22 protein-coding genes are annotated in these 25,981 nt (G+C 71.8%); 13 read left to right on the forward strand and 9 right to left on the reverse strand.

Features of this window, described 5'->3' with window-relative positions:
- Nucleotides 1-1,525: 1,525 nt before the first annotated feature.
- A complete protein-coding gene (locus L3i22_RS08065) occupies nucleotides 1,526-2,761 on the reverse strand; it encodes an MFS transporter (protein ID WP_221326352.1) in 1,236 nt (411 codons plus the stop codon).
- Between the two features lie 67 nt (nucleotides 2,762-2,828).
- Here L3i22_RS08065 and L3i22_RS08070 point away from each other — a divergent pair, with 67 nt between their 5' ends.
- Together L3i22_RS08070 and L3i22_RS08075 are read left to right on the forward strand one after the other, a co-directional pair.
- Nucleotides 2,829-3,332, forward strand: coding sequence for a MarR family winged helix-turn-helix transcriptional regulator (locus tag L3i22_RS08070; RefSeq protein WP_221326353.1), 504 nt, complete (start codon nucleotides 2,829-2,831; stop codon nucleotides 3,330-3,332).
- A 7-nt stretch (nucleotides 3,333-3,339) separates the two neighbouring features.
- On the forward strand, nucleotides 3,340-3,759 hold the full coding sequence (locus L3i22_RS08075) for a DUF4395 domain-containing protein (RefSeq protein WP_221326354.1): 420 nt from the start codon (nucleotides 3,340-3,342) through the stop codon (nucleotides 3,757-3,759).
- Here the strand turns inward: L3i22_RS08075 and L3i22_RS08080 are convergent.
- Nucleotides 3,756-4,424, reverse strand: coding sequence for a response regulator (locus tag L3i22_RS08080; RefSeq protein WP_221326355.1), 669 nt, complete (start codon nucleotides 4,422-4,424; stop codon nucleotides 3,756-3,758). The two genes, L3i22_RS08075 and L3i22_RS08080, sit on opposite strands and share 4 nt — an antisense overlap.
- Nucleotides 4,425-4,431: 7 nt before the next feature.
- Complete coding sequence (locus tag L3i22_RS08085) at nucleotides 4,432-6,111, reverse strand: GAF domain-containing sensor histidine kinase (protein WP_221326356.1); 1,680 nt, start codon at nucleotides 6,109-6,111, stop codon at nucleotides 4,432-4,434.
- A gap of 91 nt (nucleotides 6,112-6,202) precedes the next feature.
- Here L3i22_RS08085 and L3i22_RS08090 point away from each other — a divergent pair, with 91 nt between their 5' ends.
- The 6 genes from L3i22_RS08090 to L3i22_RS08115 all read left to right on the forward strand — a co-directional run bounded on the left by L3i22_RS08090 (nucleotide 6,203) and on the right by L3i22_RS08115 (nucleotide 11,865).
- Nucleotides 6,203-6,655, forward strand: coding sequence for an SRPBCC family protein (locus tag L3i22_RS08090; protein ID WP_221326357.1), 453 nt, complete (start codon nucleotides 6,203-6,205; stop codon nucleotides 6,653-6,655).
- Nucleotides 6,656-6,837: 182 nt separating this feature from the next.
- Nucleotides 6,838-8,079, forward strand: coding sequence for a hypothetical protein (locus L3i22_RS08095; protein WP_221326358.1), 1,242 nt, complete (start codon nucleotides 6,838-6,840; stop codon nucleotides 8,077-8,079).
- Between the two features lie 16 nt (nucleotides 8,080-8,095).
- Entirely contained in the window at nucleotides 8,096-9,043 is a 948-nt protein-coding gene (locus L3i22_RS08100) for an ROK family glucokinase (RefSeq protein ID WP_221326359.1), read from the forward strand.
- 5 nt (nucleotides 9,044-9,048) lie between these two features.
- A complete protein-coding gene (locus L3i22_RS08105; RefSeq protein WP_221326360.1) occupies nucleotides 9,049-9,726 on the forward strand; it encodes an endonuclease/exonuclease/phosphatase family protein in 678 nt (225 codons plus the stop codon).
- Nucleotides 9,727-9,751: 25 nt separating this feature from the next.
- Nucleotides 9,752-11,095, forward strand: coding sequence for an NAD(P)/FAD-dependent oxidoreductase (locus tag L3i22_RS08110; protein WP_221326361.1), 1,344 nt, complete (start codon nucleotides 9,752-9,754; stop codon nucleotides 11,093-11,095).
- Nucleotides 11,092-11,865: an alpha/beta hydrolase gene (locus L3i22_RS08115; protein WP_221326362.1), complete on the forward strand. Its 774-nt coding sequence runs from the start codon at nucleotides 11,092-11,094 to the stop codon at nucleotides 11,863-11,865. The genes L3i22_RS08110 and L3i22_RS08115 overlap by 4 nt, the downstream gene beginning before the upstream one ends.
- A 408-nt stretch (nucleotides 11,866-12,273) precedes the next feature.
- Here the strand turns inward: L3i22_RS08115 and L3i22_RS08120 are convergent, their stop codons facing one another.
- Complete coding sequence (locus L3i22_RS08120) at nucleotides 12,274-13,689, reverse strand: trehalose-6-phosphate synthase (RefSeq protein WP_221326363.1); 1,416 nt, start codon at nucleotides 13,687-13,689, stop codon at nucleotides 12,274-12,276.
- A gap of 83 nt (nucleotides 13,690-13,772) precedes the next feature.
- Entirely contained in the window at nucleotides 13,773-14,558 is a 786-nt protein-coding gene (locus L3i22_RS08125; protein WP_221326364.1) for a DUF308 domain-containing protein, read from the reverse strand.
- Between the two features lie 142 nt (nucleotides 14,559-14,700).
- On the opposite strand from L3i22_RS08125, the gene L3i22_RS08130 reads away from it, so the two are divergent.
- Nucleotides 14,701-15,381 (forward strand): 1-acyl-sn-glycerol-3-phosphate acyltransferase, encoded by a 681-nt coding sequence (locus L3i22_RS08130; protein WP_221326365.1) that lies wholly within the window; start codon nucleotides 14,701-14,703, stop codon nucleotides 15,379-15,381.
- 57 nt (nucleotides 15,382-15,438) lie between these two features.
- On the opposite strand, the gene L3i22_RS08135 is transcribed toward L3i22_RS08130, so the two are convergent.
- On the reverse strand, nucleotides 15,439-16,125 hold the full coding sequence (locus tag L3i22_RS08135; RefSeq protein ID WP_014441566.1) for a Crp/Fnr family transcriptional regulator: 687 nt from the start codon (nucleotides 16,123-16,125) through the stop codon (nucleotides 15,439-15,441).
- Nucleotides 16,126-16,379: 254 nt separating this feature from the next.
- Between L3i22_RS08135 and L3i22_RS08140 the strand changes: the two genes are divergently transcribed.
- Both L3i22_RS08140 and L3i22_RS08145 read left to right on the forward strand, forming a co-directional pair.
- Entirely contained in the window at nucleotides 16,380-17,216 is an 837-nt protein-coding gene (locus tag L3i22_RS08140; protein ID WP_255658036.1) for a phosphotransferase enzyme family protein, read from the forward strand.
- A 22-nt stretch (nucleotides 17,217-17,238) separates the two neighbouring features.
- Entirely contained in the window at nucleotides 17,239-17,739 is a 501-nt protein-coding gene (locus tag L3i22_RS08145) for a polyadenylate-specific 3'-exoribonuclease AS (RefSeq protein ID WP_221326367.1), read from the forward strand.
- A 52-nt stretch (nucleotides 17,740-17,791) separates the two neighbouring features.
- Here L3i22_RS08145 and L3i22_RS08150 read toward each other — a convergent pair whose 3' ends face one another.
- Entirely contained in the window at nucleotides 17,792-18,463 is a 672-nt protein-coding gene (locus L3i22_RS08150; protein ID WP_221326368.1) for a TetR/AcrR family transcriptional regulator, read from the reverse strand.
- A 95-nt stretch (nucleotides 18,464-18,558) separates the two neighbouring features.
- Here L3i22_RS08150 and L3i22_RS08155 point away from each other — a divergent pair, with 95 nt between their 5' ends.
- A complete protein-coding gene (locus L3i22_RS08155) occupies nucleotides 18,559-20,061 on the forward strand; it encodes a DHA2 family efflux MFS transporter permease subunit (protein ID WP_221326369.1) in 1,503 nt (500 codons plus the stop codon).
- A gap of 309 nt (nucleotides 20,062-20,370) precedes the next feature.
- On the opposite strand, the gene L3i22_RS08160 is transcribed toward L3i22_RS08155, so the two are convergent.
- A complete protein-coding gene (locus L3i22_RS08160; RefSeq protein WP_255658039.1) occupies nucleotides 20,371-22,170 on the reverse strand; it encodes a glycoside hydrolase family 3 protein in 1,800 nt (599 codons plus the stop codon).
- Nucleotides 22,171-22,190: 20 nt separating this feature from the next.
- Nucleotides 22,191-23,459 carry an MFS transporter gene (locus L3i22_RS08165; protein ID WP_221326370.1) on the reverse strand — a complete coding sequence of 423 codons (1,269 nt, stop codon included), beginning with the start codon at nucleotides 23,457-23,459 and terminating at the stop codon, nucleotides 22,191-22,193.
- Between the two features lie 250 nt (nucleotides 23,460-23,709).
- On the opposite strand from L3i22_RS08165, the gene L3i22_RS54295 reads away from it, so the two are divergent.
- A complete protein-coding gene (locus tag L3i22_RS54295; RefSeq protein ID WP_221326371.1) occupies nucleotides 23,710-25,947 on the forward strand; it encodes an ROK family transcriptional regulator in 2,238 nt (745 codons plus the stop codon).
- Nucleotides 25,948-25,981: the final 34 nt, after the last annotated feature.

Below are 25,981 nucleotides of genomic sequence, written 5' to 3' on the forward strand. Positions count from 1 at the left end.
GACCTACCGCTCGGCGCTGACAGCCTGCGCATACACGAAATTTTGTCGCCGTGGAGGTTATCCACACCAGCGGTCTGTCCACAGGCGGCGGGCATGATCTTGGCGATCGGGGCCATGATTTGCTGCGTGGAGGTGGCCCCCCTGGAGGGCGGGTTTTTGTGGTTGGCCAAGAACCTAGGCGACCGAGATCAACTGGTTGCGGTTTGTGGTGGTTGGGCAGGCTTGCCACGCGGCGTGGCGGTTGGTTGCGGCGGTTGACGCCGGTTGCGGTGGCGAATGGCTGAGGTTGTCGAAAATTCGCGGGGTGGGTCAATGTCGCGGCATTTTCCGGCGGTGTCGATTGGTTCCATAAACGGAGCTCCTGAATTCGCGATATTTGGTAGAGGATGGCATGATCGACTACTGACATGCGGTCGCTGATGCGCGGGATAATTGTCGTATGAGGCAGCTATCATTGTTCAGTCGGAGCGAGATCAGTGGGATGCGGGACCGGACTGCTTCCCGCAATTATTCGGCGGCTCGTGATGAGTTTCGTCGTGAGCACGAAAGGCATCGGGAGTGGGGTCTGAAGCGTCGGCACGCCGAGCGCTTACGCCAGATTCGTGAGCGGGCCGCCGCCAGCCCAGCTCCGGACGCCCGCCCGGCCGGGGGCACCGGCTTGGTCGAGAATGTCGGCTCGGGGCATGCCGCGAGTCTTGTCGAGGATGCTGGCTCTCGGCAGGCAGCGAGTCTTGTCGAGGACGCTGGCTCCGGGGAGACCGCGAGTCCCGCCGAGGGCATCAACTCCGGGCGGAACACCAGCCCTGGGCAGGACATTGATGCCGAGCAGAACATCGATCCTGCGCGGAGTGCCGGTCCCGCGCAGGACATCGCTCCTGCGCAGAGCACCGGGCCCGTGCAGAACATCGCTCCTGCGCGGAATGCCGGGCCTGTGCAGAATGCCGGTTCTGTTGAGGGCGCCAACTCGGCAGCGCAGCGCTCCCGGGCGGGGTGCGAGTCCGGGCGGGTCACGAGTTCCGGCCATGCGCCAACCCGGGACCGGATGCCCGAACGGGACAGGGGCTCCAAGCCGGATGTGGCTGTTTCGGATGTGGCTGTTCCGGTCGCGGGTGTTGGCCGATCGGTGTGGGTATTCGCCCGTCGATCTTGGCGCGAATGGGTTGGACGAAATTTATCCCGTAGGGCCGGATGGGGCGACTCAAATTCTATTGAGCCCGACTGGGGATAATGGCTTCGCGGAGGGCGGTTGAATTCTGGAAACGGCTGACCTGAAAGAGCGAAATGCCATCGATTTCGTCCCGGTTCCGGCTCTGCTGACTGTCCGCGGGGCCTCGATGGACCACCGCGGCCCGGCCCGAGTGGGCCCGGCCCGAGTGGGCCCGGCCCGAGTGGGCCCGGCCCGAGTGGGCCAGGCCCGAGTGGGCCAGGCCCAGGGTCGGCCAGGCCCGAGTCGCCCGGCCCGGCCTGAGTGGGGTGGGGCGGGGCTCTGCGACTGGCATCGCCGCGGGCCCCGCCCCCGTCCGGCTCAGGCCGGGGTGGGCTCCTCGACCCGGGCTGCCGAGGGCTCGGCTGCCGAGGGCTCGGGTGTGGCCCGGGTCAGGTTTCGGGAACTGGGGATCAGCAGCTGGGAGGCGGCCGAGAGGAACAGGACAGCGGCGCAGGCCGTCAGGACCTGGTTCATGCCGAAGCGGGCCGAGAGCGGGCCGGCCAGCGCGTTCCCGAGGGGCATGGCCAGGAACGATGTCAGGTAGTCCCAGGACGAGACGCGCCCGAGGACGGCCTGCGGCACCCGGTCCTGGATCGCGGTCTCCCAGGCGACGGCGAAGAACATCAGGCCGCCGTAGCCGATGATCGCGCCGGCCAGGACCGCCGTGAGCATGCCGGGCCAGACGTAGGACAGCGCCCAGAACGGCATCAGCAGCAGCGTCAGCCAGCCGGCCCGGAGCAGGCGGCGAGGCCGGAAGCGCAGGGCCAGCGCCGAGCCGGCCAGGCCGCCCAGGCCCTCGGCGGCCGAGATCCAGCCGACCGCGTGGGCGCCGCCGAGCCGCTCCACCGCGATGAACTGCACGAGCACCAGGATCATGCCGTTGGCGATGTGGTAGATCGTCGCGCCGAACAGGCCGCCGAGCAGCCAATTCCGGCTACGGATCTCCTGCCATCCGGTGGCCAGCTCGTGGAGCATCGGGGAGCGGGGGCCACGTTCCGCCCGTACCCGGAGAAAGGCGGCAGCGACCCCGGACAGGAGAAAGCTGACCGCGTCGACGGCGAAGCCGGCCGGAGCGCCGAAGGCGGCGACGGTGAGGCCGCCGAGCGCCGGGCCGGCGATGCCGCTGGCGGTCTGCAGGATGCTCAGGGTCGCGTTCGCCCGCTGGAGCTGCGCCGCCGGGACGAGCAGGGGCTTGAGCGCGCTCATCGCCGGGGTGAAGAACGCGCCGGCCCCGGCCGAGACGACGGTGAGCGCGCAGAGCAGCGGCAGGTGGTAGCCGCCGCCGGCGAACATCACCGCGATGCCGGCCGTGGCGACCAGCCGGACCAGGTCGGAGACGACCATGACGTGCCGCGGCTGGAGCCGGTCGGCCCAGACGCCGCCGAACAGCGTGCCGGCCAGCATGGTGAGGATCGAGGATGCCATGACCAGGCCCAGGTCGTTCGGCCCGCCGCCGTGTGTGTACACCGCGACGGTGAGCGCGACGGTTTGGAAGCCGCCGCCCAGCCAGGACAGGGTCTGGCCGGTGGCGAGGAGGCGGAAGTCGCGTGTCATGCCGTTAAAGTAGTTCAGCGTCTAACTATCAGGCAACTAATAATCAGAAACGTGGCAGAATCCAGGGATGGAAGACGGTGTGGATCAGCACGTGGCCCGGTGGGCGTCGTTCTGGAAGGATGAGCCGAAGTTCGCGCCCGAGGTCGAGGGCGCCCTGGTGCGGATGAAGCACATCCTGCGCTGGGTCGAGCGGTCCGACGCGGCGGCGTTCGCGCGCAACGACGAGGACTTCACGCTGCAGGACTACAAGACCCTGCACGTGCTGATGATCCAGCCGTGGCCGACCGAGGCGACCCCGGCGCAGCTGGCCGAGGCGGCGAACGTGACCCGCGCGGCGATGACCAGCCGGCTCGACCGGCTGGAGTCGGCCGGCCTGGTGACCCGGACGATCGACGCCCAGGACCGGCGGCGGGTGCTGATCCGGCCCACGCCGGCCGGGCGGGACAAATGGAGCGGATACATCTTCCAGGGCATGGCGCGCGATCAGGAGGCGCTGAAGGTCCTGTCGCTGGACGAGTTGGAGCAGCTCAACGGGCTCCTGCGCAAAGTCCTACATTCCCTGGGGGAATAATGGGTCCATGGAACTCGATCCGCGCGGCCAGCGCTTCGCCGCGGCCGTAACCAGCGTTGTCATCGCGCTCGTGCTGATCGCCGGCTCCGGCTGGCTGGCCCTGGCGCAGGCGGCGGTCTTCGCGATCACCGCGTACCGTCCGAAATTGGGGCCTTACGGCCTTGTTTATCGACTTTTGTGGAAGCCGAGCGGAAGAACCGAGCCGGCTGCCCCCGTGCGCTTCGCGCAGCTGGTCGGCTTCGTGTTCCTGAGCACCTCCGCGGGGGGATACCTGGCGGGCGCGGAGACGCTCGGCTTGATCGCCGCGGCGTTCGGGCTGCTCGCGGCGTTCCTCAATGCGGCTTTCGGGTTGTGCCTGGGCTGCGAGGCCTATCTGGGGATTCGTAGGCTGACAGGCAGAAACGCCGAAAGTGTCGGGAATGTCTAGAACTTCGGAGCGTCCGGAGCTTCCAGCAGTCCCAGCCGAAGCGCGGTCATGAGCGCCTGCGCCCGGTTCGCCGCACCCAGCTTCTCGTACAGCTTCGAGATGTGGGTCTTCGCCGTCGACTCGGAGACGAACAGCTGCTTGGCGATGCCGGCGACGCTCATGCCGTCGGCGAGCAGCCGCAGCACCTGACCCTCACGCGGGGACAGTTGCGGGCCGGACGGGGCGAGCCGGCGCTTCATCGCCTCGGCGAGGTCGGCGGCGGTGAACGCGCTGGGCGCCGACGCGGCGTGCCGGGCGGCCGCCACGACCTCGTCCGCGGGTGCCGTCTTCGGTACGAACGCGCTGGCCCCGGCCTCGAGAGCACCGAAGAGCTGGTCGTCGCCGGCATACATGGTCAGGACCACGATGCCCATGTTCGAGTTGTTCTTCCGGAGGGCACGGGTGGCCTCCAGGCCGCTGCCGTCGGGCAGCCGCAGATCCATGATCACGACATCCGGCTGGAGCGCGCCCGCCTGGCGGACCGCCTCCGCGGCCGTCGCAGCCTCGCCGACGACCTCGAACTGACGGTCGCGCTCGAATGCGTGTCGCAGCCCCTTACGGATCAAGTCGTGATCGTCGACAAGGAGGACCTTGGTGCGCGTCGTCGGCGCAGGACTGGTCGACATGCTCGGGTTACTCCCCTTCTGGAGCGGAAACGCTATCCCGCACGCTATCGCGCCGAGGCGGGGTTCCGAGCACTACGGCGACGGTTGTCCCGCTGGGGTGTCTTGGGGTGATCTTGAGACGCCCCCGGATGCGTTCGGCCCGCTCGGCCATGATGGTCAGACCGTACCGGCCATCCGGTCGATTGTCGGCAAAACCCTTGCCATCATCAGAAACTTCGATTTCGGCGTACGGCGGATCCACCGTGCACGTCACCCACAGGTTGGACGCGCCGGCGTGCTTGCGGGCGTTGGTGATCGCCTCCTGGGCGATCCGCAGCAACTCGGCCTCGGTCGCGGCCGGCAGCCGCGCCGTCGACTCGTCGAACGTGAAGTGCACGCGCAGCCCGGCGCTGGTGCCCAGGGTCCGCGCGTACTCCGCGATCGCCGCGGCCAGCCCGCCGTTGCGGTCCACCTCCGAGCGCAGCTCGAACAGGCTCAGCCGCAGCTCGGTGATCACCCGGGTCACCTCGCCGCGCAGCGCGCGCAGCTCCTCGGCGGTCTCCTCGGCGCCCTCCGGCAGCGTCGCCTGGGCGTTGTCGATGCCGTAGCCGACCATCACCAGCTCCTGGGCGACCCCGTCGTGGATCTCCCGGGCCAGGCGCTGCCGCTCCTCGTTGGTGGCCAGCGAGCGGACGTCGTCGAAGAGCAGCGCCGCCTCCAGCCGCAGCGCGGCCGGGTCGGTCACCTCGGTCACGCCCAGCACCACCGCGGACGGGTAGGCGCCCGAGGCGTCCGTCTCCAGGATCACCAGGCCGATCGTGCGCACCCCGGCGACCAGAGGTATCACCAGCGAGGACACCTCGCCGCCGCGGTGCGTACGGGCCTGCGACCGGCTCGCCACGTGCGGCTGCTGGGTGGCCCAGGCGTCGGCGATCGCCGAGTCCGCGTCCAGCGTCGTCTCCCAGTCGACCCGCTCGGCGCCGGTCTGGGCGAGCACGACCAGCCGGCCGCCGCCGCTCGCCGACAGCACCGCGGCGCGATGCCCGGGCGCGACCGCGCGCAGCTCCTCCAGCAGGTGCTCGGAGATGCCGCCCGGGTCCAGGGTCGCCCCCGGCAGCGAGCGGGCCACGCTGCGCAGCTGGGTGAGCAGGCGGGTGGCCTCCGCGTACGGCTGCGGGGTCGGCTCGGCCGGCTGCAGGAACTGCCGCATCGCCTCGGCCGCGAACGTCACGATCGCGCCCAGCACCAGCCACTGCCCGCCGGCCGCCAGGTAGCCCGGATTGGCCAGCACGGCCCGCGGGTCGGTCAGCGCGCCGCCGACCACCAGCGCGACCGCGGCCACCCCGAGCAGCGCGGCGCCCTCGGTCGGCTTGCGCCGCAGCGCGGCGGTGAGCAGCGGCACCGCCAGGTACGGCAGGATCGCCTCGGCGCGGAAGCCGGCGGCCGCGCCCTCGGCCGCGGACGCGATCGAGCCGGCCGCCAGACCGGTCACGATCACCTCGGCGAACCGGCCGGCCGGGGCCAGCACGGGGTGCCGGCGGGCGATGAAGGCGGGCAGCGCGGCGACCGCGAGCAGGGCGATCCAGCCCAGCTGGCGGGCGTCCCCGGTGGCGATCACGGTGAGCACGGCGACCAGCGCGAGCATGATCACGCGCGCCGCGGCTTCGAGCGGGCGGATGCGCGTGGATCCGCTGGTTAGGGCTGGCACGTCACGGATGGTAGCGGGGATGGCGGGAAACGGCCCGTCGGCGACGGGGCGGTCGTGAGCTTTGTCGTACGCAGCGGGTAGCCTCCGGTGCATGGCGGACACCTCGACCCAGTCGATCCAGGTCGCTGCCCCCCTGGCTCGGGTGGCCGCGGTCATCTGTGATTTCCCGAGCTATCCGGAGTGGGCCGAGGCGATCAAACAGGCCACGGTCGTCGAGGAGTATGAGGACGGCTACGCCGCCCAGGTCGCCTTCCGGATCGACGCCGCGGTGATGGCCGACGAGTACACGTTGGAGTATGCGTACGCCGACGACCTCTCCCGGATCGAGTGGCACCTGGTCGCGCCGTCCAAGACGCAGAAGTCCCAGGAGGGCTCCTACGACCTGGTGGAGAACGCGGACGGCAGCACGACCGTGACGTACACGCTGGCCGTGGACCTGGCGATCGGGATGCTCGGGATGTTCCGCCGCAAAGCCGAGAAAATGATCATGGATACGGCGCTGAAAGAGCTCAAGCGCCGCGTCGAGAGCCTGCCCGCGAGCTGACCGCGCCGCGCGGAAGGACGATCCGTTCGCCGTTGCCGGCCTCGCACGCGCAGGATGGAGCCGTTGTCGGCCCGGTGCGCGCAGGATTGAGCTGTTGTCGGTCCGGTGCGCGCAGGATTGAGCTGTTGTCGGTCCTGCGCGGGCAGGATTGAGCTGTTCGCGCGACGTTGAGGGGAGCGGTCATGGCCGGATCAGCACGCGAGGAAGCCGAGCGCCTGGTGGCGTCGATCCTCGCCAGGGCCGCTTCGGCCGGCGTGGGTGCCGCGGCGCGCGGTTTCCGCGACGCCGCAACTTCCTCCGGTACGGATCGGTCCACCTCCCGTGCCGCCGGCTCCTCGCCCGCGTCGACCGCCGCGACCGTGGTCGGGGACGCCGTCGACGGCTTCTTCGGCCTGCTCAACGACGTCGCCAAGGGCCAGCCGGGCGGCTCGCGCACGGCGCCCCGGGGCTGGGCGACCGGCAGCCCGGAGTGCTGTGTCTGCCCGGTCTGCCGAGCCATCGCGGCGACCCGCGACCCCAGCCCGGAGACCGTCTTCAAGGTCGCGACCGGGGCCGGCGACATCGCCACCGGCGCGGCCAGCGTGCTGCGCGGCCTGTCGACGCTGGCCGGCTCGGTGCTGAGCAACCCGCGCCCGGCCCGGAAATCACCCGGCGGGGGAGCGGCCCGGCACGCGCCGAGCCCCGACCAGGCCTGGTCCACGGCCACCCGGTCGACCCGTCCCGCACCACGCCCGGCCGAGCCCACGCCGGCCACCCCCGCGCCTGCCACCCCCGCGTCGGCCATGCCCGGCTCGACCACCCCGGCCCAGGCCACCCCCGGCGCGGCGGGCTCGGCCGGCCCCGGCAGCCCCGCCTCGGAGACCGACCCGTGGGCGGCCGCGACGGCGGAGAGCGCCCGCGAGGCGGACGCGGCCCGAGCCCGCGCCCGAGCCGCCGAGCGAGCCGTGGCCCGCGCGGTGGCCGACGCCCGCCGCACCACCGGCCGCATCCCGGCCCCGGGCGAGGCTGACCCGGCGGAGCGGAAGCCCGGCACGGGCGAGGCCGAGACGGCGGCGCCGAAACTCGGCACGGGCGAGGCTGAGACGGCGGAGCGGAAGCCCGGCACGGGCGAGGCCGAGACGGCGAAGCGGAAGCCCGGCACGGGCGGGACCGGCACGGCGAAGCGGAATTCCGCCACGGGCGGGGCTGACGCCGTACCGAAGCAGGGTGAAGCGCAAGCCACGGCGGACCCGGCGGCGGACCGGCCGAAGGCCGCTGGTGGGCGGCGGAAGACCGGCGGGGACGTCTGGTCCGTGGTCACCGCGGAGGCCGCCGCAGACGCCGTGGACCGGCGACGTAGCGTGGATCATGAGCGGGGCGCCGAGGTGCCCGAGGATGGTGGCGCAGGCCCGGGCGACGACGCCCGCGACGGCGACGCGGTGTGAAGAGGGGACGGGCAGCGTGACGCTGACCATCGGAATCGACGTCGGCGGCACCAAGGTGGCCGGCGGTGTGGTCGACGAGCACGGCAATGTGCTGGCGTCGACCCGCCGGCCGACGCCGGCGGAGGACCCGGCCGGGACCCGGGACACGATCGCCGAGGTGGCCGCCGAGCTGGCGGCGCAGTACCCGGACGCCACCGCGGTCGGGATCGGTGCCGCCGCCTGGATCGACGCCGCCGGTTCGACCGTGCTGTTCGCGCCGAACCTGGCCTGGCGCGACGAGCCGCTGCGGGACTACGTCTCGAAGGCGGTCGGCCTGCCGACCGTGCTGGAGAACGACGCGAACGTCGCCGCCTGGGCCGAGTTCCGGTACGGCGTCGCCAAGCACGCCACCGACTCGATGGTGATGATCACCGTGGGCACCGGCATCGGCGGCGGCATCGTGCTGAACGGCAAGCTCTGGCGCGGCGCCCACGGCATCGCCGGTGAGCTCGGGCACATCCAGTCGGTGCCGGACGGGCACCCGTGCGGCTGCGGCCGGCTGGGCTGCCTGGAGCAGTACGCGAGCGGCAACGCCCTGGTCCGGTTCGCCCGGGCCGGCGCGCGGCAGGAGCCGGAGCGCGCCGCGAAGCTGCTGGAGCTGGCCGGCGGCGACGCGCTGGCGATCAGCGGCCGGCAGATCACCGAGGCGGCCCGCGGCGGCGACGGTGTCGCGATGGACGCGTTCGCCCAGGTCGGTTACTGGCTCGGGGTGGCCCTGGCGGACCTCGCGCAGAGCCTCGACCCGGAGATCCTGGTGATCGGCGGCGGCGTGGTCGACGCCGGCCCGCTGCTGATGGGCCCGGCCGAGCGGACCTACCGGGACCAACTCGCCCAGCGTGACCGGTTCCCGGTCGCCGAGGTCCACGCGGCCCAGATGGGCAACGTCGCGGGCGTGGTCGGCGCGGCCGACCTGGCACGGCGGTAACGGTGATGTCCGGGGTTCCGCTCCGCGTGCTCAGCTGGAACGTGCACGGCTTGAAGGACGACCGCGCCGAGCTGGTCGGCCTGGTCCGTGAGCTGGCCCCGGACGTCCTGATCATGCAGGAGGCGCCGCGCCGGTTCCGCTGGCGGCACAAGAGCGCCGCGCTGGCCAACGAGTGCGGCCTGGTGGTGGCCGCCGGCGGGCTGCCCGCGCTGGGCAACCTGCTGCTGGTCAACCTGCGGGTGGCGGTCGGCGACACGTGGAACGTGCGCTATCCGCTGACCCCGGGCCGGCATCTGCGCGGCGCGTTCTTCGCCCAGGGCCGGGTGCGCGGCGCGTCGTTCACCGTCTCCGGCTCGCACCTGGCCACCGATCCGGCCGAGCGGCCGACCCAGGCCGCGCACTGGAAGGCCGAGCTGATCCGGGTCGACGGCCCGGTGATCGTGGCCGCCGACCTGAACGAGGGGCCGGGCGGCGGCGCCTGGCGCACCGTCGAGGACGGGCTGACCACCACGAAGGACGACGAGCCGACGTTCCCGGCGGCGGCGCCCAGCCGGCGCATCGACGGCGTTTTCGTCAGCCCGGACATCACCATCGAGCGGTACGAGATCATCGCGACGGATCGGGCACGAGCCGCGAGTGATCATTTACCGGTCCTCGTGGACCTTTCACTCCCTTCCGGCTGAGCCCCGCGTCTGGCAGGATCGCCGGGTGCACGACTCCCCGGACCCGGGCGAGCGCCGCGACGCCGTGTGCGTCGTGGGCGCCGGCGCCAGCGGCCTGACCGCCGTCAAGAACCTGCTCGAGCTGGGCTTCCAGGTCGACTGCTACGAGCGGGAGACCGCCGTCGGCGGCGCCTGGAACTGGCGGCACGACCGCAGCCCGGTCTATGCCGGCACCCACCTGATCTCGTCGCGGCCGCTCACCGAGTTCCCCGACTTCCCGATGCCGGACACCTGGCCGGACTATCCGCACCACAGCCAGGTGCTGACCTACCTGGAGCGCTACGCGTCGCACTTCCGGCTGGGCGAGCACATCTGGTTCGGCACCGAGGTGGTCTCCGCGGTGCCGACCGACGACGGCGGGTGGGAGGTGACCACCCGGTCGACCGGTGGCGGCGCGTCCCGCACGTCGCGGTACGCCGCGCTGATCGTCGCGAACGGGCACAACTGGGACCCGCGCAAGCCGGCCATCCCGGGGGAGTTCCGTGGGCGGGTGATGCACTCGTCGGCGTACAAGGACCCGGCCGTGCTCCGTGGCCGCAAGGTCCTCGTGGTCGGCGGCGGCAACACCGGCTGCGACATCGCCGTCGAGGCGGCCCAGCAGGCGTCCCAGGTCTGGCACTCGACCCGGCGCGGCTATTGGTACGCCCCGAAGTACATCCTCGGCCGCCCCGCCGACCAGGTGAACGACGCGCTGCTCAAGTGGCGGCTGCCGCTGCGCCTGCGCCAGTGGCTGTACCGCCGCACGGTCCGGCTCACCACCGGGGATCTGACCCGGTTCGGGCTGCCGGCGCCGGATCACCAGCCGTACGAGAGCCACCCGATCGTCAACAGCCAGCTGCCGTACTACCTGGGCCACGGCCGGATCACCCCGGTGCCGGACGTGACCGCGTTCGACGGCGCCGCGGTCGAGCTCTCCGACGGCCGGCGGGTCGAGCCCGACCTGGTGATCACCGCGACCGGCTACCGCCCGCGCTTCGAGTTCCTGGCGCCCGAGCTGCTCGACGCCGACGAGTCCGGCCGCCCCGACCTGCACCTGCACACGTTCGCCCGGAAGCACCCGACGCTCGCGGTGATCGGCCTGGTCCAGCCGGACGCCGGGGTGTTCCCGCTGGCCCACTGGCAGAGCGTGGCGACCGCCCGCTGGCTGCGGCTGCGCCTGTCCGACCCGGCGAAGGCCGCCGCGGTCCAGCAGAAGGAGTCGGCCAAGCCGCTCGCGTCGTGGTCGAAGCGCCGGGTGGTCAAGACCGAGCGGCACTGGTTCGAGGTCGACCACCTCGACTACCTGCGCTCCCTCGAGAGCCTTCTCAACGAGATGGAGTCGGCGTCGTGACCGGTTTCGACCTGCTCCGTTTCGACGACTGGACCAAGCCGGTGCCACCCGCCGAGCGCGACGTCGCCGCCCTGCTCCCGGACGACGACGAGGGCCGCCCGCCGGTCCTGTTCGTCCCCGGTCTCGGCCACGCCGCCTGGGCGTTCGCCGAGCACTGGCTCCCGCACACGGCCGGTCGCGGTTTCCCGGCGCACGCGCTCAGCCCGCGCCCCGGCGGCGACCTGCGCGCCCAGGTGCACGACGTGGTCCAGACCGCGGCGTCCCTGCCGCGCCAGGCGGTGCTGATCGGCCACGGCGTCGGCGCCCAGGTGGTGGCGCGGGCGCTCGGCCGTTACCCGGCCCGCGCGGCGGTGCTGGTCGCCCCGGTGCTGGACGGCCGGTCCGCGCTCGGCTCGGCGCTGCTGGCCAACCCGGCCGGCACGATCCCGGCGCTCTTCGGCGGGCGCCTCCGCATCTCCGCGCGGCAGCTGTTCAATTCCGGACTCCCGGCCGAGCAGACCGCGGAATATCTGAGCCGCCTCGACCCGAAGCCGCGCGCCGAACTGCTCCGCCGCGCGGTGCCGCCCCGCCCGGTCGGCGACCCGCCGGTCCTGGTCGTCGGCAGCCCGGACGACCGCGTGGTGGCCCGCAAGGCCCTCGACCGCGCGGCCGCCGCCTACGCCGGCGCGCCGCTGATGTTCCCCGGCATGGGCCACGACCTGATGCTCGAGGAGAGCTGGGCGGAGCCCATCGACGCGATCCTGGACTGGCTCACCAAACAGGTCAAATAACTTATTTCTTGCCTCGGCTGCGGCCAATAACTGATCGTCGCTCCCGCGGGGACCCTTCCGGGCTTCGCAGGGCGCTGGCGCGCCCTGAACGCGAAGCCCTCCAGGGCGACGTCCGCGGTTGGTTGCGCAAAACCCCAAACCCCGCGCAAGCGTCGCGCGGGGCCGGCCAGGCGGCGCGGCTCACGCCCCGGCTGGTCCTGAGGGCTGTCTCCGGCCCGGTGAAGCAGCCCTCAGCGCCAGCCGAGGCCGGGCGACGCGGCCGCAGCCCGGTGGTCGGCGGACGTCGCGGCTCGTACCGGCGGCGGCTGGCGCTCGGCGGACGTCGCGGCTGGTGGCGGCGGGGCGGCTGGCGCTCGGCGGACGTCGCGGCTGGTGGCGGCTGGTGGGCGGGGCGGCTGGTGCCCGGGGTCAGGCGCGGCCGATGAAGCGGCGCGCCAACCGGCCCGTGTGATCCAACTCGGTCAGATACGCCCGGGCCCAGGCCAGGATGTCGTGCTCCGCGAGGTGCCGCCGCATCGCCGTCATCCGGGCCGCGAGATCCTCCGGAGAGGCCTCCAACGCCCGCATCAGAGTCTGTTTCAGATCATCCACGTCGTGCGGGTTGACCAGGAACGCCCCGGACAGCTCGTCGGCCGCCCCGGCGAACTCGCTGAGGACCAGCGCCCCCGCCCCGTCCTCACGCGCCGCCACGAACTCCTTGGCGACCAGGTTCATCCCGTCCCGCAGCGGCGTCACCACCATCACGTCCGCGGTCTGGTAGAGCGCGGCCAGCTCCGACCGGCTGAACGGCTGGTTCAGGTAGTGGATGGCCGGCTCACCGACCCGCCCGTACTCCCCGTTGATCCGGCCGACCTCGCCCTCGATCCGGTCCCGCAGGTCCCGGTAGCTCTCGACCCGTTCCCGGCTGGGCACCGCCACCTGGACCAGCACGGTGTCCCGGACCTTCACGTGCCCGTCGCGCAGCAGCTCCCGGTACGCCGTCAACCGGTGCTCGATCCCCTTGGTGTAGTCCAGCCGGTCCACGCTGACCAGCACCCGCTTCGACTCGCCCAGGTCGTGATGCAGCTGCTTGACCTGGGCGACCACGTCCGGCCGGGTGGCCAGGGTGCGCATCTCGGCGACGTCGATGGAGACCGGGAACGCCCCGGTCCGCACGGTCCGGCCGTCGATCGTGATCGCGTCGTCGGTGGCGTCCGCGCCGAGCAGCTTCTGGGCGAGCTGGGCGAGGTTGTGCGCGGCCTGTTCGCGCTGGAAGCCGACCAGGTCGGCGCCGAGCATCCCGCGCAGCAGCTCGATCCGGCGGGGGAGCTGCATGAACAGCTCGGGCGGCGGGAACGGCACGTGCATGAAGAACCCGATCAGCAGGTCCGGCCGCAGCTCCCGGAGCATCCGCGGGACCAGCTGCAGGTGATAGTCCTGCACCCAGACGGCGGCGTGCTTGCCGGCCACCTCGGCGGCCGCCTCGGCGAAGCGCTGGTTGACCGACCGGTACGTCTCCCACCACTCCCGCTGGAACACCGGCTGCTGCACCGCGTCGTGGTAGAGCGGCCACAGTGTCGAGTTCGCGAAGCCCTCGTAGTACCCCGCCTGCTCGGCGGCGGAGAGCGTGACCGGCCGCAGGCGCACGCTGCCGATGTCGGTCACCCGGGCGAGGCCGGTCTCCCCGTCCCAGCCGACCCAGGTGGCCGGGGTCTGCTGGAGGATCGCGTGCAGCGCCCCGCTGAGCCCGCCGGGGCTCCGGCGCCATTCGCAGGCGCCGTCCCGGGCGGCGCTGTCATCGAGGGGAAGTCGGTTGGCGACGACGACGAGCGAACTCTGACGCATCACCGTAGGTTACCGTGAAGCCACTCACGTGTGTCGATGCGCCGGGTGAGACAAAGAGAACCTGACCGATTCGGACCAGGTCCTCAGACCACCGCCCCGTCGTCGAACTCGTCGTCGTCATCGCCGGTCCGCAACCGCCACACCAGGGTGACCGCCCCGCCGACGATCGCCGCGAAGCCGAACACCATCACGAAGAAGCTGTCGATCGGGATCAGCGTCGGGAACAGGAACAGCACGAAGCCGAGGATCACGCCGAGGGTGCCGGCCACCGCGTACTTCGAGATGTGCGGCAGGGGTGGGGGCGGGGGCGGCACGTACCGCTCGTCCTCCTCGGCCACGTCCGGGAAGCCGAACGGGTCGAGGACCGGGTAGAACACCGGCTCCGGCGGGGGATCGGTGCGCCGCCGGTTGACCGGGCGCCCGTCCTCGCCGACCGGGCGGCCCTTGGTGTCCGAGGTGGTGCCCTCGGACTCCGGCCAGGGCGCGGCCTCGGTGTCGACGGTGGTGTGGAACCCGGCGATGATTTTGTCCCACTCGGCGTCCACCTCGGCCTGTGGCCGGGGCTCCGGCACCGGCTCGGCGGGTGGGGTCGGCGGCGCGCCGCCGGTCACCTGCTGCAGGTGCTCCTTGGCGGTCGCCAGGTGGGTGCGATCGACGTAGAGCCGGTCGATCGGCCGCGCCGGAAGAGTCGTGGCCCGCAGGATCGGGTTCAGATCCGCGGTGGGTTGCAGGTAGGCCGCTATCCCCCCGGCCGCCAGCACGTCGAGCATGTGTTCACCGACGCGAGGGTCCACGTCGCCCGCGACCGCATAGTCTGTCGCGTCGAGTCCGTTGTCCCGCCGCCCGCGACGGGCGCCGCCCGCTGTCACCGATGCACACCCTCCCCGCCGAACCGTGCCTTGAATGGTGACACGGCAGGCGCCTGTTACGGGAGTGCGTTGTGCGTGCCGCCCCCGCTTCGTACCCTTCTTGCGCCCCGGGACGCCGGCGGCATCCGCTGAAAGGACGGCAGTGTTCTACTGGCTGCTCAAGTTGGTGGTCCTCGGACCCGTGCTGAGACTTGTCTTCCGCCCCAAGGTCGAAGGCCTGGAGAATGTTCCCGATTCCGGGCCGGTGATCCTGGCCTGCAACCATCTCTCGTTCTCGGACTCGATCTTCACCCCATTGGTGATGAAGCGGAAAGTGACCTTCGTCGCCAAAGCTGAATACTTCACCGGCCGGGGGATCAAGGGGTGGCTCTCGCGGATGTTCTTCGTCGGCGCGGGGACCATCCCGGTGGACCGTTCGGGTGGGGAAGCCGCCCAGGCGGCGCTGGACACCCTCCTGCGGGTGCTCGGGGAGGGGAACATCGCCGGCATCTATCCGGAGGGCACCCGTTCGCCTGACGGCCGGCTCTACCGCGGCAAGACCGGGGTGGCCCGGCTGGCCCTGGAGAGCGGCGCCGTGGTCGTGCCGGTGGCCCTGCTGAACACCGACGAGATCCAGCCCACCGGCACGCTGATCCCGGCGGTCAAGCGGGTCCGGATGCGGATCGGCAAGCCGCTCGACTTCTCCCGCTACGCGGCCACGCGCGGGGACCGGTTCGTCGAGCGGGCGATCACCGACGAGATCATGTTCGAGCTGATGGCGCTCTCCGGCCGCGAATACGTCGACGTCTACGCGGCCAAGCTCAAAGAGCCTCAACCCGCTTGACGGTACGGCCGTAGGAACGCTCCTACGGCCGTACCCCAAGCAGGTTTTGATCGTGAATCAGTTCATCCCGGCACGGCGTTTGAGCGCCTGCACGTCGGTGACCACGATGCGGCGGCCCTCGGTGCGCAGCCAGCCGCGGTTGGCGAACGAGCCGATCGCCTGGTTGACGCTCTGCCGTGAGCCGCCGGCCATCTCGGCGAGCTGACTCTGGTTCAGCTCGATCGTGATCATCGGCGCCTGGCTCTCGCCGGAGAGGCGGACCAGTGTCTTGGCCACCCGGCCCGGCAGGTCGAGGAAGACGTGGTCGGCGTTCTGTTCGGTGAGGCGGCGGATCAGCCCCCCGACCGACCGCATCACCGCGTCCAGGATCCGCGGGTTGGAGTGCACCAGGTCCATGAAGGCGGCCCGGGACAGCGACAGTGCCTGCGAGTCCTCGATCGCCTCGGCGGAGGCGCTGCGGGTCGACGCGTCGAGCAGCGACACCTCGCCCAGCACGTCCGGTGGTCGGACCACGGTGAGCACGGCGCGCTCACCGGTCGGCGCGGTGCGGAAGACCGCGACCGCGCCCCGTTTCATGATGATCAGAGAGTCCCCTGGGTCATGTTCGACGAAGAGGATCTGTCCCTTCCGATAGTGACGCGGAACCGCCGTGGCGATGACCCGCTGTCGCACATCCGGCTCCAGCCCGGCGAACATCTCCACGCCGGTTAGCGCGTCGCCGGAATCCGGCAGGCGATGGTCCACGACGTTATCCCTCCCCCGATTGGGGACCGCGTCGACCCGGCCGGCGCCGGCCCCACGACGCGAACGATCACTCTTAGCACACAGCGCGCTCCGAACGCCATTTCTACACCGGACATCGAAGCTCGCCACGTACGATCATGTCCCTTCGGTTGCTTTCTGTAAACACCCCATCGCCTTCTGTGATTGTCGCCCTGACTGTCCGTCGGATTTGAGTGGTGTGCCGAGATAATCCCGCGGTGCCGGAAGATGAGATTGTGCGAACCGTGCTTCGGGATCAGTGGCACCTCGCCCCGTCGGAGATCACCGCGCTGCCGGCGGCGGTGATGTCCCGGGGCTGGGAGATCACCGCGGGCAGCGATCGTTACGTGGCCCGGATGGTGGAGAGTGCCGCGCGGCTGCCGGTCGAGGCCGGGCTGGCCGCCGCGGAGCACCTGCGGGGCGTCCGGATCGAGGCCGGCCAGCCGGTGCGGACCCTGGCCGGCGCGCTCACCGCCGAGACCCCGCACGGGGCGCTCGCGGTGCTGCGCCGTCCGCCAGGGCGTCACCTGGACGGTGCGGACCCGATCGACCAGCAGTGGTGGGGGGAGCGCCTCGGGGCCGTGCACCGGGCTCTGGAGGGCTTCCGGCACCCGGGTCTGCGCCCGTGGCAGCCGGTCGACCCGGAGGCGCCGTACCTGGACGCCGAACCGTGGCTCCGGGACGCGGTCGCCGGGGCGGTCGCCGCGGCGGTCCGGCTCACCGTCACCGACCGGCTGACGTACGGCGTCCTGCACGGCGACCCGTCCCCGGACGCGTTCGTGCTGGACGCCGCGACCGGGCGGGCCGGCCTGATGCACTGCGGCGCCTGCGGGACCGGGCCGCTGGTCTACGACGTGGCCGCGGCGGTGCTCTACGCCGGCGGCCCGGACCTGGCCGCCGAGTTCCTGGACGGCTACCGCGCGGCCGGCCCGGTCGCGGGCGACGAACTGGACGTCGCGCTGCCGGTCCTGCTGCGGCTGCGCTGGGCGGTGCTGGCCGACCGGTCGGCGCGCTGGGGCTGCGAGGAGGGCCTGTCGCTGGCGCGGGAGGCCCTGGAGTCCATGCCCGGATGACGATGGGCAAGGATGTACCCCGATGGTCTACCGCTATTTCTACGACTGTGAGTTCATCGAGGACGGCCGCCTGGTCGACCTGGTCTCGATCGGTGTCGTCGACGAGTTCGGCCGCGAGTTCTACGCGGTCAGCACGGAGTTCGACGACAGCCGCGCCGTGCCCTGGGTCCGCCGGAACGTGCTGGACAAACTCCCGTCCCCGGCCGACAAGGCCTGGCGCAGCCGCGAGCGGATCCGCGACGACCTGTACGAATTCCTGATCGAGCCGCTCCGGGGCCGGGGTGAGCAGATGGAGCTCTGGGCCTGGTACGCGGCGTACGACCACGTCGCCCTGGCTCAGCTGTGGGGCGCGATGCCGGCCCTGCCGCGGGAGATCCCGCGGTTCACCAAGGACCTGCGCCAGCGCTGGGACGACCTCGGGAAACCGGCCCTGCCGGAGATGGCCGGCCGGCACGACGCGCTGGTCGACGCCCGGCACAACCTGGCCCGCTGGGAAGTGATGCAGCAGGCGCCGAAGCCCTGACCCGGCGGCTTTCCAGCGCTGCTTTTTCCGGAGCGCTGCCGGGCCTCGGTTTCTAGTTCTTGTGGCGCTGCCGGGCCTCGATCGGGGGAACGCAGTCGTCCACGATCGCTTCGACGTCGGCCTGGGTGATCGCCGGGCCGAGATCGCCGTTCGCCGGATCGGCCCGCAGCCCGTCGATGATCAACCCCAGGAACCGGCGGAAGATCGCCGGCCGGTCGGGCGGGGTGTGCCGGGCCAGGTCGGTGACGGTCGCCATGATGATCGGCAGATCGTTGATCCCGACGTCGGACCGGAGTGACCCCTCCGCGTGGGCGCGGTCGAACAGGTCCTGGATCAGCGGCACCAGATGCTCGCCGACCTTGGCGAAGTGGTGCTTGTCGATGCCGATGCAGAGCGCCGCGTCGCGCAGCCCACGGTCGACCGCGTGCATCTCGATCGAGCGGCGCAGCATCATGGTCAGCCCGTCCCAGCCGGTCGGGAGGGCCAGCGCGTCCTCGGCGAGCGAGACCAGATCCTCCAGCCGGTCCGCGAAGAGCGCCTCGACCAGCGCCTCCTTGGTGGGGAACCGCCGGTAGACGGTGCCGACCCCGACGCCGGCGTGATGCGCGACATCGTCCAGCGTCGCGGCGAACCCGCGGCTCGCGAACACGTCGTGCGCGGCGAGCAGGATGCGCTCCCGGTTGCGCTGAGCATCGCGCCGCAGTGGGCGGGCCGTCTCGGTCATGTGTCCAAGCCTACAACTAAGTGGAGGTTATTCCTCAACTTCTGCTGCTAGCCTGCCGAAGTGGAGGACGAACCTCAACTTCTCGAAAGGCCACGATGAGCACCCTTACTGATCGACCCGATGCAGCTGGACGTGAGGCGCCCGTCGCCACCACGCCCGACGCCGGCCGCTGGTGGGCGCTGGTGGTGCTCGCCCTGGCGCAGCTGATGGTGGTACTGGACGCCACCATCGTGAACATCGCCCTGCCGCGAGCCCAGCTCGACCTCGGGTTCTCCGACTCGGCCCGCCAGTGGGTGGTGACCGGTTACGCGCTGGCCTTCGGCAGCCTGCTGCTGCTCGGCGGGCGGCTCTCCGACCTGTTCGGCCGCAAGCGGATGTTCATCATCGGCCTGATCGGCTTCGCCCTGGCCTCCGCGCTCGGCGGCGCCGCCACCGGCACCGAGATGCTGATCATCGCCCGTGGCCTGCAGGGCGCGTTCGGCGCGGCGCTGGCCCCGGCCGCGCTGTCGCTGCTCTCCACCACGTTCACCGAGGCCACCGAGCGTGGCAAGGCGTTCGGCATCTTCGGCGCCATCTCCGGCGCCGGCGGCGGCATCGGCCTGCTGCTCGGCGGCGTGCTCACCGAGTATGTGTCCTGGCGCTGGTGCCTCTACGTCAACCTGGTGATCGCCGCGATCGCCGTGGTCGGCGCGCTGCTGAAGCTGAAGGACGAGCCGGTCGACAAGGCCGGCCGGATCGACGTGCCGGGCGCGATCGCCGCGATCATGGGTCTGGTCGCCCTGGTCTACGGCCTGGGCCACAAGGAGGGCCACGCCTGGACCGACTTCTGGACCCTCGGCCCGATCCTGTTCGGCCTGGCCGTGCTGGTCGCGTTCGTGCTGATCGAGCGCCGCTCGCCGCACCCGCTGCTGCCGCTGCGCGTCGTGCTCGACCGTAACCGTGGTGGCTCGTACGCCTCGATCGCGATCGCCGGCGCCGGCATGTTCGGCCTGTTCCTCTTCCTCACCTACTACCTGGTCCAGGTGCTGGGCTTCACCGCGGTGCAGACCGGCCTGGGCTTCCTGCCGATGCTCGGCTCGGTCATGCTGACCGCCACCACGGCCGGCTCGATCCTGACGCCGAAGATCGGCCCGCGCCCGCTGGTCCCGCTGGGCGCGCTGATTGCCGCCGGCGGCATGCTCTTCCTGACCCGGCTGGAGCTCGACTCGACGTACGCCAGTGGGGTCCTGCCCGGCCTGATCATCGTCGGCCTGGGTCTCGGCCTGGTCTTCGCGCCGACCCAGAACGCCGCCACCGCGGGCGTCGAGCACCACGACGCGGGTGTCGCCTCCGCGATGATCAACACGGTTCAGCAGATCGGCGGCTCGATCGGCACCGCGTTGCTCAGCTCGTTCGCCGCTTCCGCGGCCAGTGACTACCTGGTCGGCAAGAACGCCGGCGACAAGCTGGTGCAGGCGCAGGCCGCGCTGGAGAGCTACCACACCGTGTTCTGGTGGTCGACCGGCTTCTTCGTGCTGGCCGCGGTCGTGGCGGCGGTCCTGTTCCGCACCGGCCCGCTGGACGTGGACCCGGACGCGCAGCCGGCGATGGCCCACTGATCCCGGCTGGTCCTCGGGGGTGCCCCATCGGCGGGGGTCACACCTCCTGAGGGCCGGCCGAACCGTGAGCCCGGTCGCGCGACATGCGCGGCCGGGCTTCGGCGTTCCAGCGGGGCTTTGGTGTCCGGCAATGCGAAGCAAAAACCCGGCCGCGCGAAGGTCGCGCGGCCGGGTTTCAACGTTCTTGCTGCTCAATGGGCCTGCCGGTTATCCACACCGCGAGGTTGTCCACAGGGTGTTCGCGTGATCTTGCGGAATCGCGGGACAATGTCGGCGAGGCGGTCAGCCCCCGTGGTGGGTGGGGACTCTCTATCGGGTCAGCCCGTGGCCGTAGGGGAACAGCGGGTCCGTGGTGTCGTTCGGGACGTCCTCGCGGGACGCCTCGACCGCGGCCATCGATGAAGGTAGCTCGAACGGGAGGGTCCCGGTCCACGGCGCGCGGCCGAACAGCACGTCCAGCAGTGCCTCGTCGCTCACCCCGAACGTGCCGGTCAGCGCGGCCGCTGTCCCCGCGAGCGGGGTGAGCACCGCTGGCCGGTCCAGCCAGACGTCGACCACGGTCGGCAGGGCGCCGGCCAGTTCGAGGACCGGGTCGAGTTCCTCCTTCGTCCATTCCAGCCGACCGGCGTGGAAGAAGGCCTCGAATCCGCCGCCGCGCGGCTCGTAGGGCGCCGCCCGCCGGACGATCGCCACGTCGGCTTGCGCCGGGTCCTCGGTCACCTTCGCGTAGCCGGCCGCCACCACCGGGTCGACCCCGTCCAGGTAGACGGTGATCCCCTCGGTCAGCGGCAGCACCGGGGCCGGCGCGGCCGCCGGGGTCGGGGCGGCCGCCGGGGTCGGGGCGGCCGCCGGGCGGTCGGTCAGGACCACCACCGAGCGGCGCTGTCCCTCCAGGCCGGCGGCCCGGAAGGCGGCCTGGCCGGCGATCTTCTCGGCGGCGGCCGGGTCGACGAAGCGGCGGTCGTCGAACAGGCCCAGGCGGAACTTGTCGCGCAGGATGCGGCGGGCCGAGACGTCCAGCCGGGCCTCGGTCAGCTCGCCCCGCTCGACGAGTTCGATGATCAGTTCCGGGCACTGCTCGCCGCCGAGTTGGTCGGCGCCGGCGTCCAGGATCTTGCGGACCCGGGCGTGCCGGTCGAGGTGTTCGACGCCCCAGGCGCGGGCCGGCATCGGCGTGCCCATGATCTCGGCGTCGGTGACCAGGCCCCAGTCGGTGCAGACCACGCCGTCGAAGCCGTAGCGCTGCCGGAGCAGGCCCTCGATCACGTCCCGGTTGAAGCCGAACCCGACCTCCTCGTACGTGGTGTCCACCGGCATCCCGTAGTACGGCATGATCTGCGCCGCCCCGGCCGCGAACGCCGCCTCGAACGGCTTCAGGTGGTAGTCCCACATGCCGCCCGGGTAGACCTGCTCCCGGCCGTAGGCGAAGTGCGCGTCCTCGCCACCCTTCTGCGGGCCGGCGCCGGGGAAGTGCTTGACCATCGCGACGACGCTGTCCGGGCCGAGCGAAGGACCTTGAAACCCTTGGACGTACGCCGTGATCAGCGACGACACCACGTCGGCGTCGGAGCCGAGCGTGCCGCTGGTGCGCGCCCAGCGCGGCTCGGTGGCCAGGTCGGCCATCGGGTGCAGGGCGACGCGGATGCCGGCCGCCAGGTACTCCTGCCGGGCGATGTCGGCGAACCGCCGTACCAAATCGGGGTTTTTGGTGGCCCCCAGGCCGATCGGCTCGGGCCAGGCCGAGAAGCCGCCGGAGGCGGCCGAGGCCGCGGGGTTGTCGATCACGCCGTGCCGGGGGTCGGTGGAGACGGTGACCGGGATGCCGAGCCGGGTGTCCGCGGCGATCTGCTGCACCCGGTTGTGCCACTCGGCGATCTTCCGCGGCGTGACCGGGCCGAAGGTCAGGATGTTGAAGTGGTTCAGCTGACCGGTTCGGATCAGCTCCTCGGTGGCCGGGATCATCGGGTCGCCGGCGGCGAGCGTGCCGTCCGGGTTGACCGCGGCCATCGTGTGGAACATCAGTCCGGCCTTCTCGGCCAGGGTCATCCGGCCGAGCAGATCGGTGACCCGCTCCTCGATGGGGAGCTCCGGGTTCTGGTAGTCGTGCATGTCCAACCCCTTCAACAGATTCAGCGAGCGCCGCGGATCATGCGGACCAGCACCGAGCCGGCCACCGCGACGACCGCGCCGAGCAGGAACAGCAGGCGGTAGTTCGAGCCGCCGGCCCCGACCGCGAGGATCGGCGCGGCCAGGATCGGCACCAGCGACTGCGGCAGCGCGTTCGCGATGTTCAGCACGCCCATGTCCTTGGCGGCGTCGTCCGGGTTCGGCAGCACGTCGGTGGCGAGCGCCAGGTCGACCGCGAGGTAGACGCCCTCGCCGAGGCCGAACAGCGCGGAGGCGATCAGGAAGACGGTGAGGTTGCCCGCGAAGGCGATCAGCGCGAGCGAGGCCGCGATCACGATGCCGGCGCCGAGCACGAACGGCTTGCGCTGCCCGGTCCGGTCGGAGAGCGTGCCGCCGAACGACGAGCCGGCGATCAGCCCGACGGTGCTGATCAGGGTGGCGACCAGGATGCCGCCGGCCACGTTGTCGGTGGTGTAGCCGAACCGGTCGATCAGCAGGTAGGCCTGGTAGGTGGTGACGCAGGCCAGGCCGGTCCAGATCAGGAACCGGCTGAGGATGTTCCAGGCGAAGTCCGGGTACCGGCCCGGGTGGATGTAGAAGGTGCCGAGGAACTCCTTGAACCCGTACGGCGCGAAGTGGCCCTTCTCCGCCGGGCGGTCCTTGAGGACGACCACGAGCAGCCCGATCGTGGCGACGCCGATCGCCGCCGGGACCATGAACATCAGCACGGTGTTGGCGAGGGCGGCGGCGAGCGCGCTGCCGGCCAGGATCGCGACCGAGGTCATCAGGCCGAGGATGCCGCTGACCTTGCCGCGCTGCTGGGGCGGGATCTGGTCGGGCAGCAGCGCGGTCAGCGTGGCCAGGGTGGCGTTGATGCCGAGCTGGGCGAGGGCCCAGCCGGCGGTCAGCGTCGGGATGTTGTCGCCGAGCGCGACGATCAGCAGGCCGATCGAGCCGAGCAGCATGCCGCCGAGCAGCCAGGGGCGGCGGCGGCCGAACCGGGAGGTGGTCCGGTCGGACATCGCGCCGAAGAACGGGTTGCCGATCAGCGCGAGGACCGCGCCGACCGAGAGCACGGTGCCGAGGGCGGCGGACTTGTCGTCCGGGGCGATCTGCGCGACCCGGATCGACATCGTGACGATGACCGGGGTGAGGATCGTGAGGTAGGCGCCGAGCATGGCGAGCGCCATCGCGACGATCAGCTTGGTGGGGGCGTTCGGCCGCTCGGACAGCACGGGCGTCGTCGTCGGCCGGGATTCGACAGTGGTCATCGCACACCTCGGAACACGGGTTATCGGGAGAGGCGGGGACCGGGCCGGCTTCCGGTTTGTTAACGCCTTGTTTTCGTAAGGTATCGATTGGAACAGCACCGAACCAGAGGCTGTGAGGCCTGGTCACGGCCGTGAATTGCCTGTGTCGCCGTTAAATATGTACGGTTTGCGGCTTTCCGATCGTGATCACGGTCACCGTGCGGCGTGGATTACGTCCAGGTACGGCAAAACCCCGGCGTAGGCTCGAACGGTGACCGGCCGTCGCGTTCACCTCGTCCGCCGTGACCTGATCTTCGCGGCGGTCCGCGAGGCGGGCCGGATCAGCCGCGCGGACCTCGCCAAGCGCACCGGCATGGCCCGGATGACGATCACCGGACTGGTCGCCGAGCTGATCGAGGCCGGCCTGCTCGCCGAGACCGACGCGGCCGCCGACGGCAGCCGTCCCGGCCGCCCGGCCCGGCTGCTGACGCTGGGGGAGCGGGCCGGGGTGGTGGTGGGTGCGGTCGTCGGCGGCGACGGCATCCGGATCGCGGTCGCCGATCTGTCCGGCCGGATCCTCGACGAGCGGCTGCACCCCGGCGGCGACCCGGCCGGGCTGGCCGATCTGCTCGGCGCGTGCACGAGCCAGCGCGTCTGGTCGACGGTCGTCGGACTCTCCGCGCCGCTGCTCAACGGCGTCGTGCAGCCCGGCACCGTGCTGCCCGGCTGGGCCGGTCACGACCCGGCCCGCGAGCTGACCGCCCGCCTCGGCCACCGGGTCACCGTCCGCAACGGCGCCGACCTGTGCGTGCTCGGCGAGGTCGCGCACGGCGTCGCGGCCGGCCGGCGGGACGTCTGCTACCTGCGCGTCTCCACCGGCATCGGCTGCGGGCTGATGCTCGGCGGGCACGTGCACCCGGGCGCGTCCGGGGTGGCCGGCGAGCTCGGGCACGTGCAGGTCGACGAGACCGGGGCGCTCTGCCGTTGCGGCAACCGCGGCTGCCTGGAGACGATCGCCGCGCCGCGGGAGATCCTGGCGACGCTGGCGGCGACGTACGGCGAGCCGGTCACCGCGGCCCGCGCGGTCGAGCTGTCGCACCACGACGCCACCGTCGAGCGGGTCCTGGCGGACGCCGGGCGGATGGTCGGGCGGGTGCTGGCCGACCTGGCCAACACGGTGAACCCGGAGCTGGTGGTGCTGGACGGGCCGCTGATCGAGGCGGACGGGCCGGTGCTGGCCGGGGTGCGGGAGGCGATGCGGCGGTACGCCCAGCCGGAGGTCGCGGAGAGCACCGAGATCCGGATCACCGGGCTGGACGGCCGGGCCGGGCTGCTGGGCGCGGTGACGCTGGCGCTGCGCACCACGCCTGCCTCACGCGGCGACCGCACATTGCAGGAAATATCCATAAAAGTCGGGCAGCACGAACGGATCGTTCGCCGCGAAGTGATCACCGATCTTCTACGGGCCCGTGGTGCGACCACTCGCAGCGACCTCGTCCGCCTCACCAAACTGCCCCGCGCCGCGATCTCCGAAGCTCTCGCGGAGATGCGGCACGACCGGGTGATCGAGTCCTGCCCGCCCCCGGTCCGCTCCGGCCGCCCGTCCCCCGCGTTCCGCCTGGCCGCCCCGCCCGGCGTCGTGCTCGGCATGGCGATGGACCTGGACGGACTGCGCGCGATCCTGACCGACCGGGCCGGCAACCGGCTCGCCGAGGGGTTCCGCCCGCTCGCCGCGGGAGTCGACGGGCGGGTGCTGATCCGGGCCGCCGCGGAGTACGCGGCGGAGTTGCTCGCCGGCCACGACCCGCGGGCCGCCGTCGCGCTCAGCGTGCCCTCGCCGGTGCATCCGGTTACCGGTGAGTTCGGCGTACGCAGTGTTCTTCCGATGTTCTCCGGCTTCGCCCCCGCCGAGATGATCTCCGGGATGCTCGGCTGTCCGGTCGTGGTCGGCAACAACGCCCAGCTCGCGGCGCTTGCCGAGGCCCGGCGAGGGGCCGCCCGGGGCGCCCGGGACGTGCTCTACCTGAAGGCCGCGCAGTACGTCGGCGCCGGCATCGTGGCGGCCGGCCGGTCGTACGGCGGCGCGATCGGCTACGCCGGCGAGATCGGTCACCTGACCGTCCGGGACATGGGCCCGCTCTGCGTCTGCGGCCGGCGCGGCTGCCTCGGGGCGTTCCTGATGCCGTCGTACTTCGGCGCGCTGCTCGACAAGCCGACCGAGGACCGGCTGCTCGAGCTGGCCGGCGGCGGCCACGGCCCGGCCCGGCGGGCGCTGCTGGACGCGGGTCGCCTGATCGGGCGAACCGTCGCGGTCGTCTGTGACCTGCTGAACCCGGCCGTGGTGGTGGTCGGCGGACGGTTCACCGAGCCCGGGCCGTACGTCGTCGACGGCATCCGGGAGGCGTTGCAGCGGCACTGCGCGCCGAGCGCCGCCGCGAGCCTGACCGTGGTCCCGGCCGCACTCGGCGCGGAGGCCGAAGCGCTCGGGGCGGTCGAGTCGTTGCTGTGAGGGAAGCGGGTGCGGGAAGCGGGCAAAGGGCCGC

It is taken from the genome of Actinoplanes sp. L3-i22 (assembly GCF_019704555.1).
GTDB lineage: Bacteria > Actinomycetota > Actinomycetes > Mycobacteriales > Micromonosporaceae > Actinoplanes.

Excerpts from the sequence above, each read along its gene's own strand:
- L3i22_RS08065 (WP_221326352.1), bottom strand. The coding sequence starts at position 2,761 with ATGACACGCGACTTCCGCCTCCTCGCCACCGGCCAGACCCTGTCCTGG.
- L3i22_RS08070 (WP_221326353.1), top strand. The coding sequence starts at position 2,829 with ATGGAAGACGGTGTGGATCAGCACGTGGCCCGGTGGGCGTCGTTCTGG.
- L3i22_RS08075 (WP_221326354.1), top strand. The coding sequence starts at position 3,340 with ATGGAACTCGATCCGCGCGGCCAGCGCTTCGCCGCGGCCGTAACCAGC.
- L3i22_RS08080 (WP_221326355.1), bottom strand. The coding sequence starts at position 4,424 with ATGTCGACCAGTCCTGCGCCGACGACGCGCACCAAGGTCCTCCTTGTC.
- L3i22_RS08090 (WP_221326357.1), top strand. The coding sequence starts at position 6,203 with ATGGCGGACACCTCGACCCAGTCGATCCAGGTCGCTGCCCCCCTGGCT.
- L3i22_RS08095 (WP_221326358.1), top strand. The coding sequence starts at position 6,838 with ATGGCCGGATCAGCACGCGAGGAAGCCGAGCGCCTGGTGGCGTCGATC.
- L3i22_RS08105 (WP_221326360.1), top strand. The coding sequence starts at position 9,049 with ATGTCCGGGGTTCCGCTCCGCGTGCTCAGCTGGAACGTGCACGGCTTG.
- L3i22_RS08120 (WP_221326363.1), bottom strand. The coding sequence starts at position 13,689 with ATGCGTCAGAGTTCGCTCGTCGTCGTCGCCAACCGACTTCCCCTCGAT.
- L3i22_RS08145 (WP_221326367.1), top strand. The coding sequence starts at position 17,239 with ATGGTCTACCGCTATTTCTACGACTGTGAGTTCATCGAGGACGGCCGC.
- L3i22_RS08150 (WP_221326368.1), bottom strand. The coding sequence starts at position 18,463 with ATGACCGAGACGGCCCGCCCACTGCGGCGCGATGCTCAGCGCAACCGG.
- L3i22_RS08155 (WP_221326369.1), top strand. The coding sequence starts at position 18,559 with ATGAGCACCCTTACTGATCGACCCGATGCAGCTGGACGTGAGGCGCCC.
- L3i22_RS08160 (WP_255658039.1), bottom strand. The coding sequence starts at position 22,170 with ATGCACGACTACCAGAACCCGGAGCTCCCCATCGAGGAGCGGGTCACC.
- L3i22_RS08165 (WP_221326370.1), bottom strand. The coding sequence starts at position 23,459 with ATGACCACTGTCGAATCCCGGCCGACGACGACGCCCGTGCTGTCCGAG.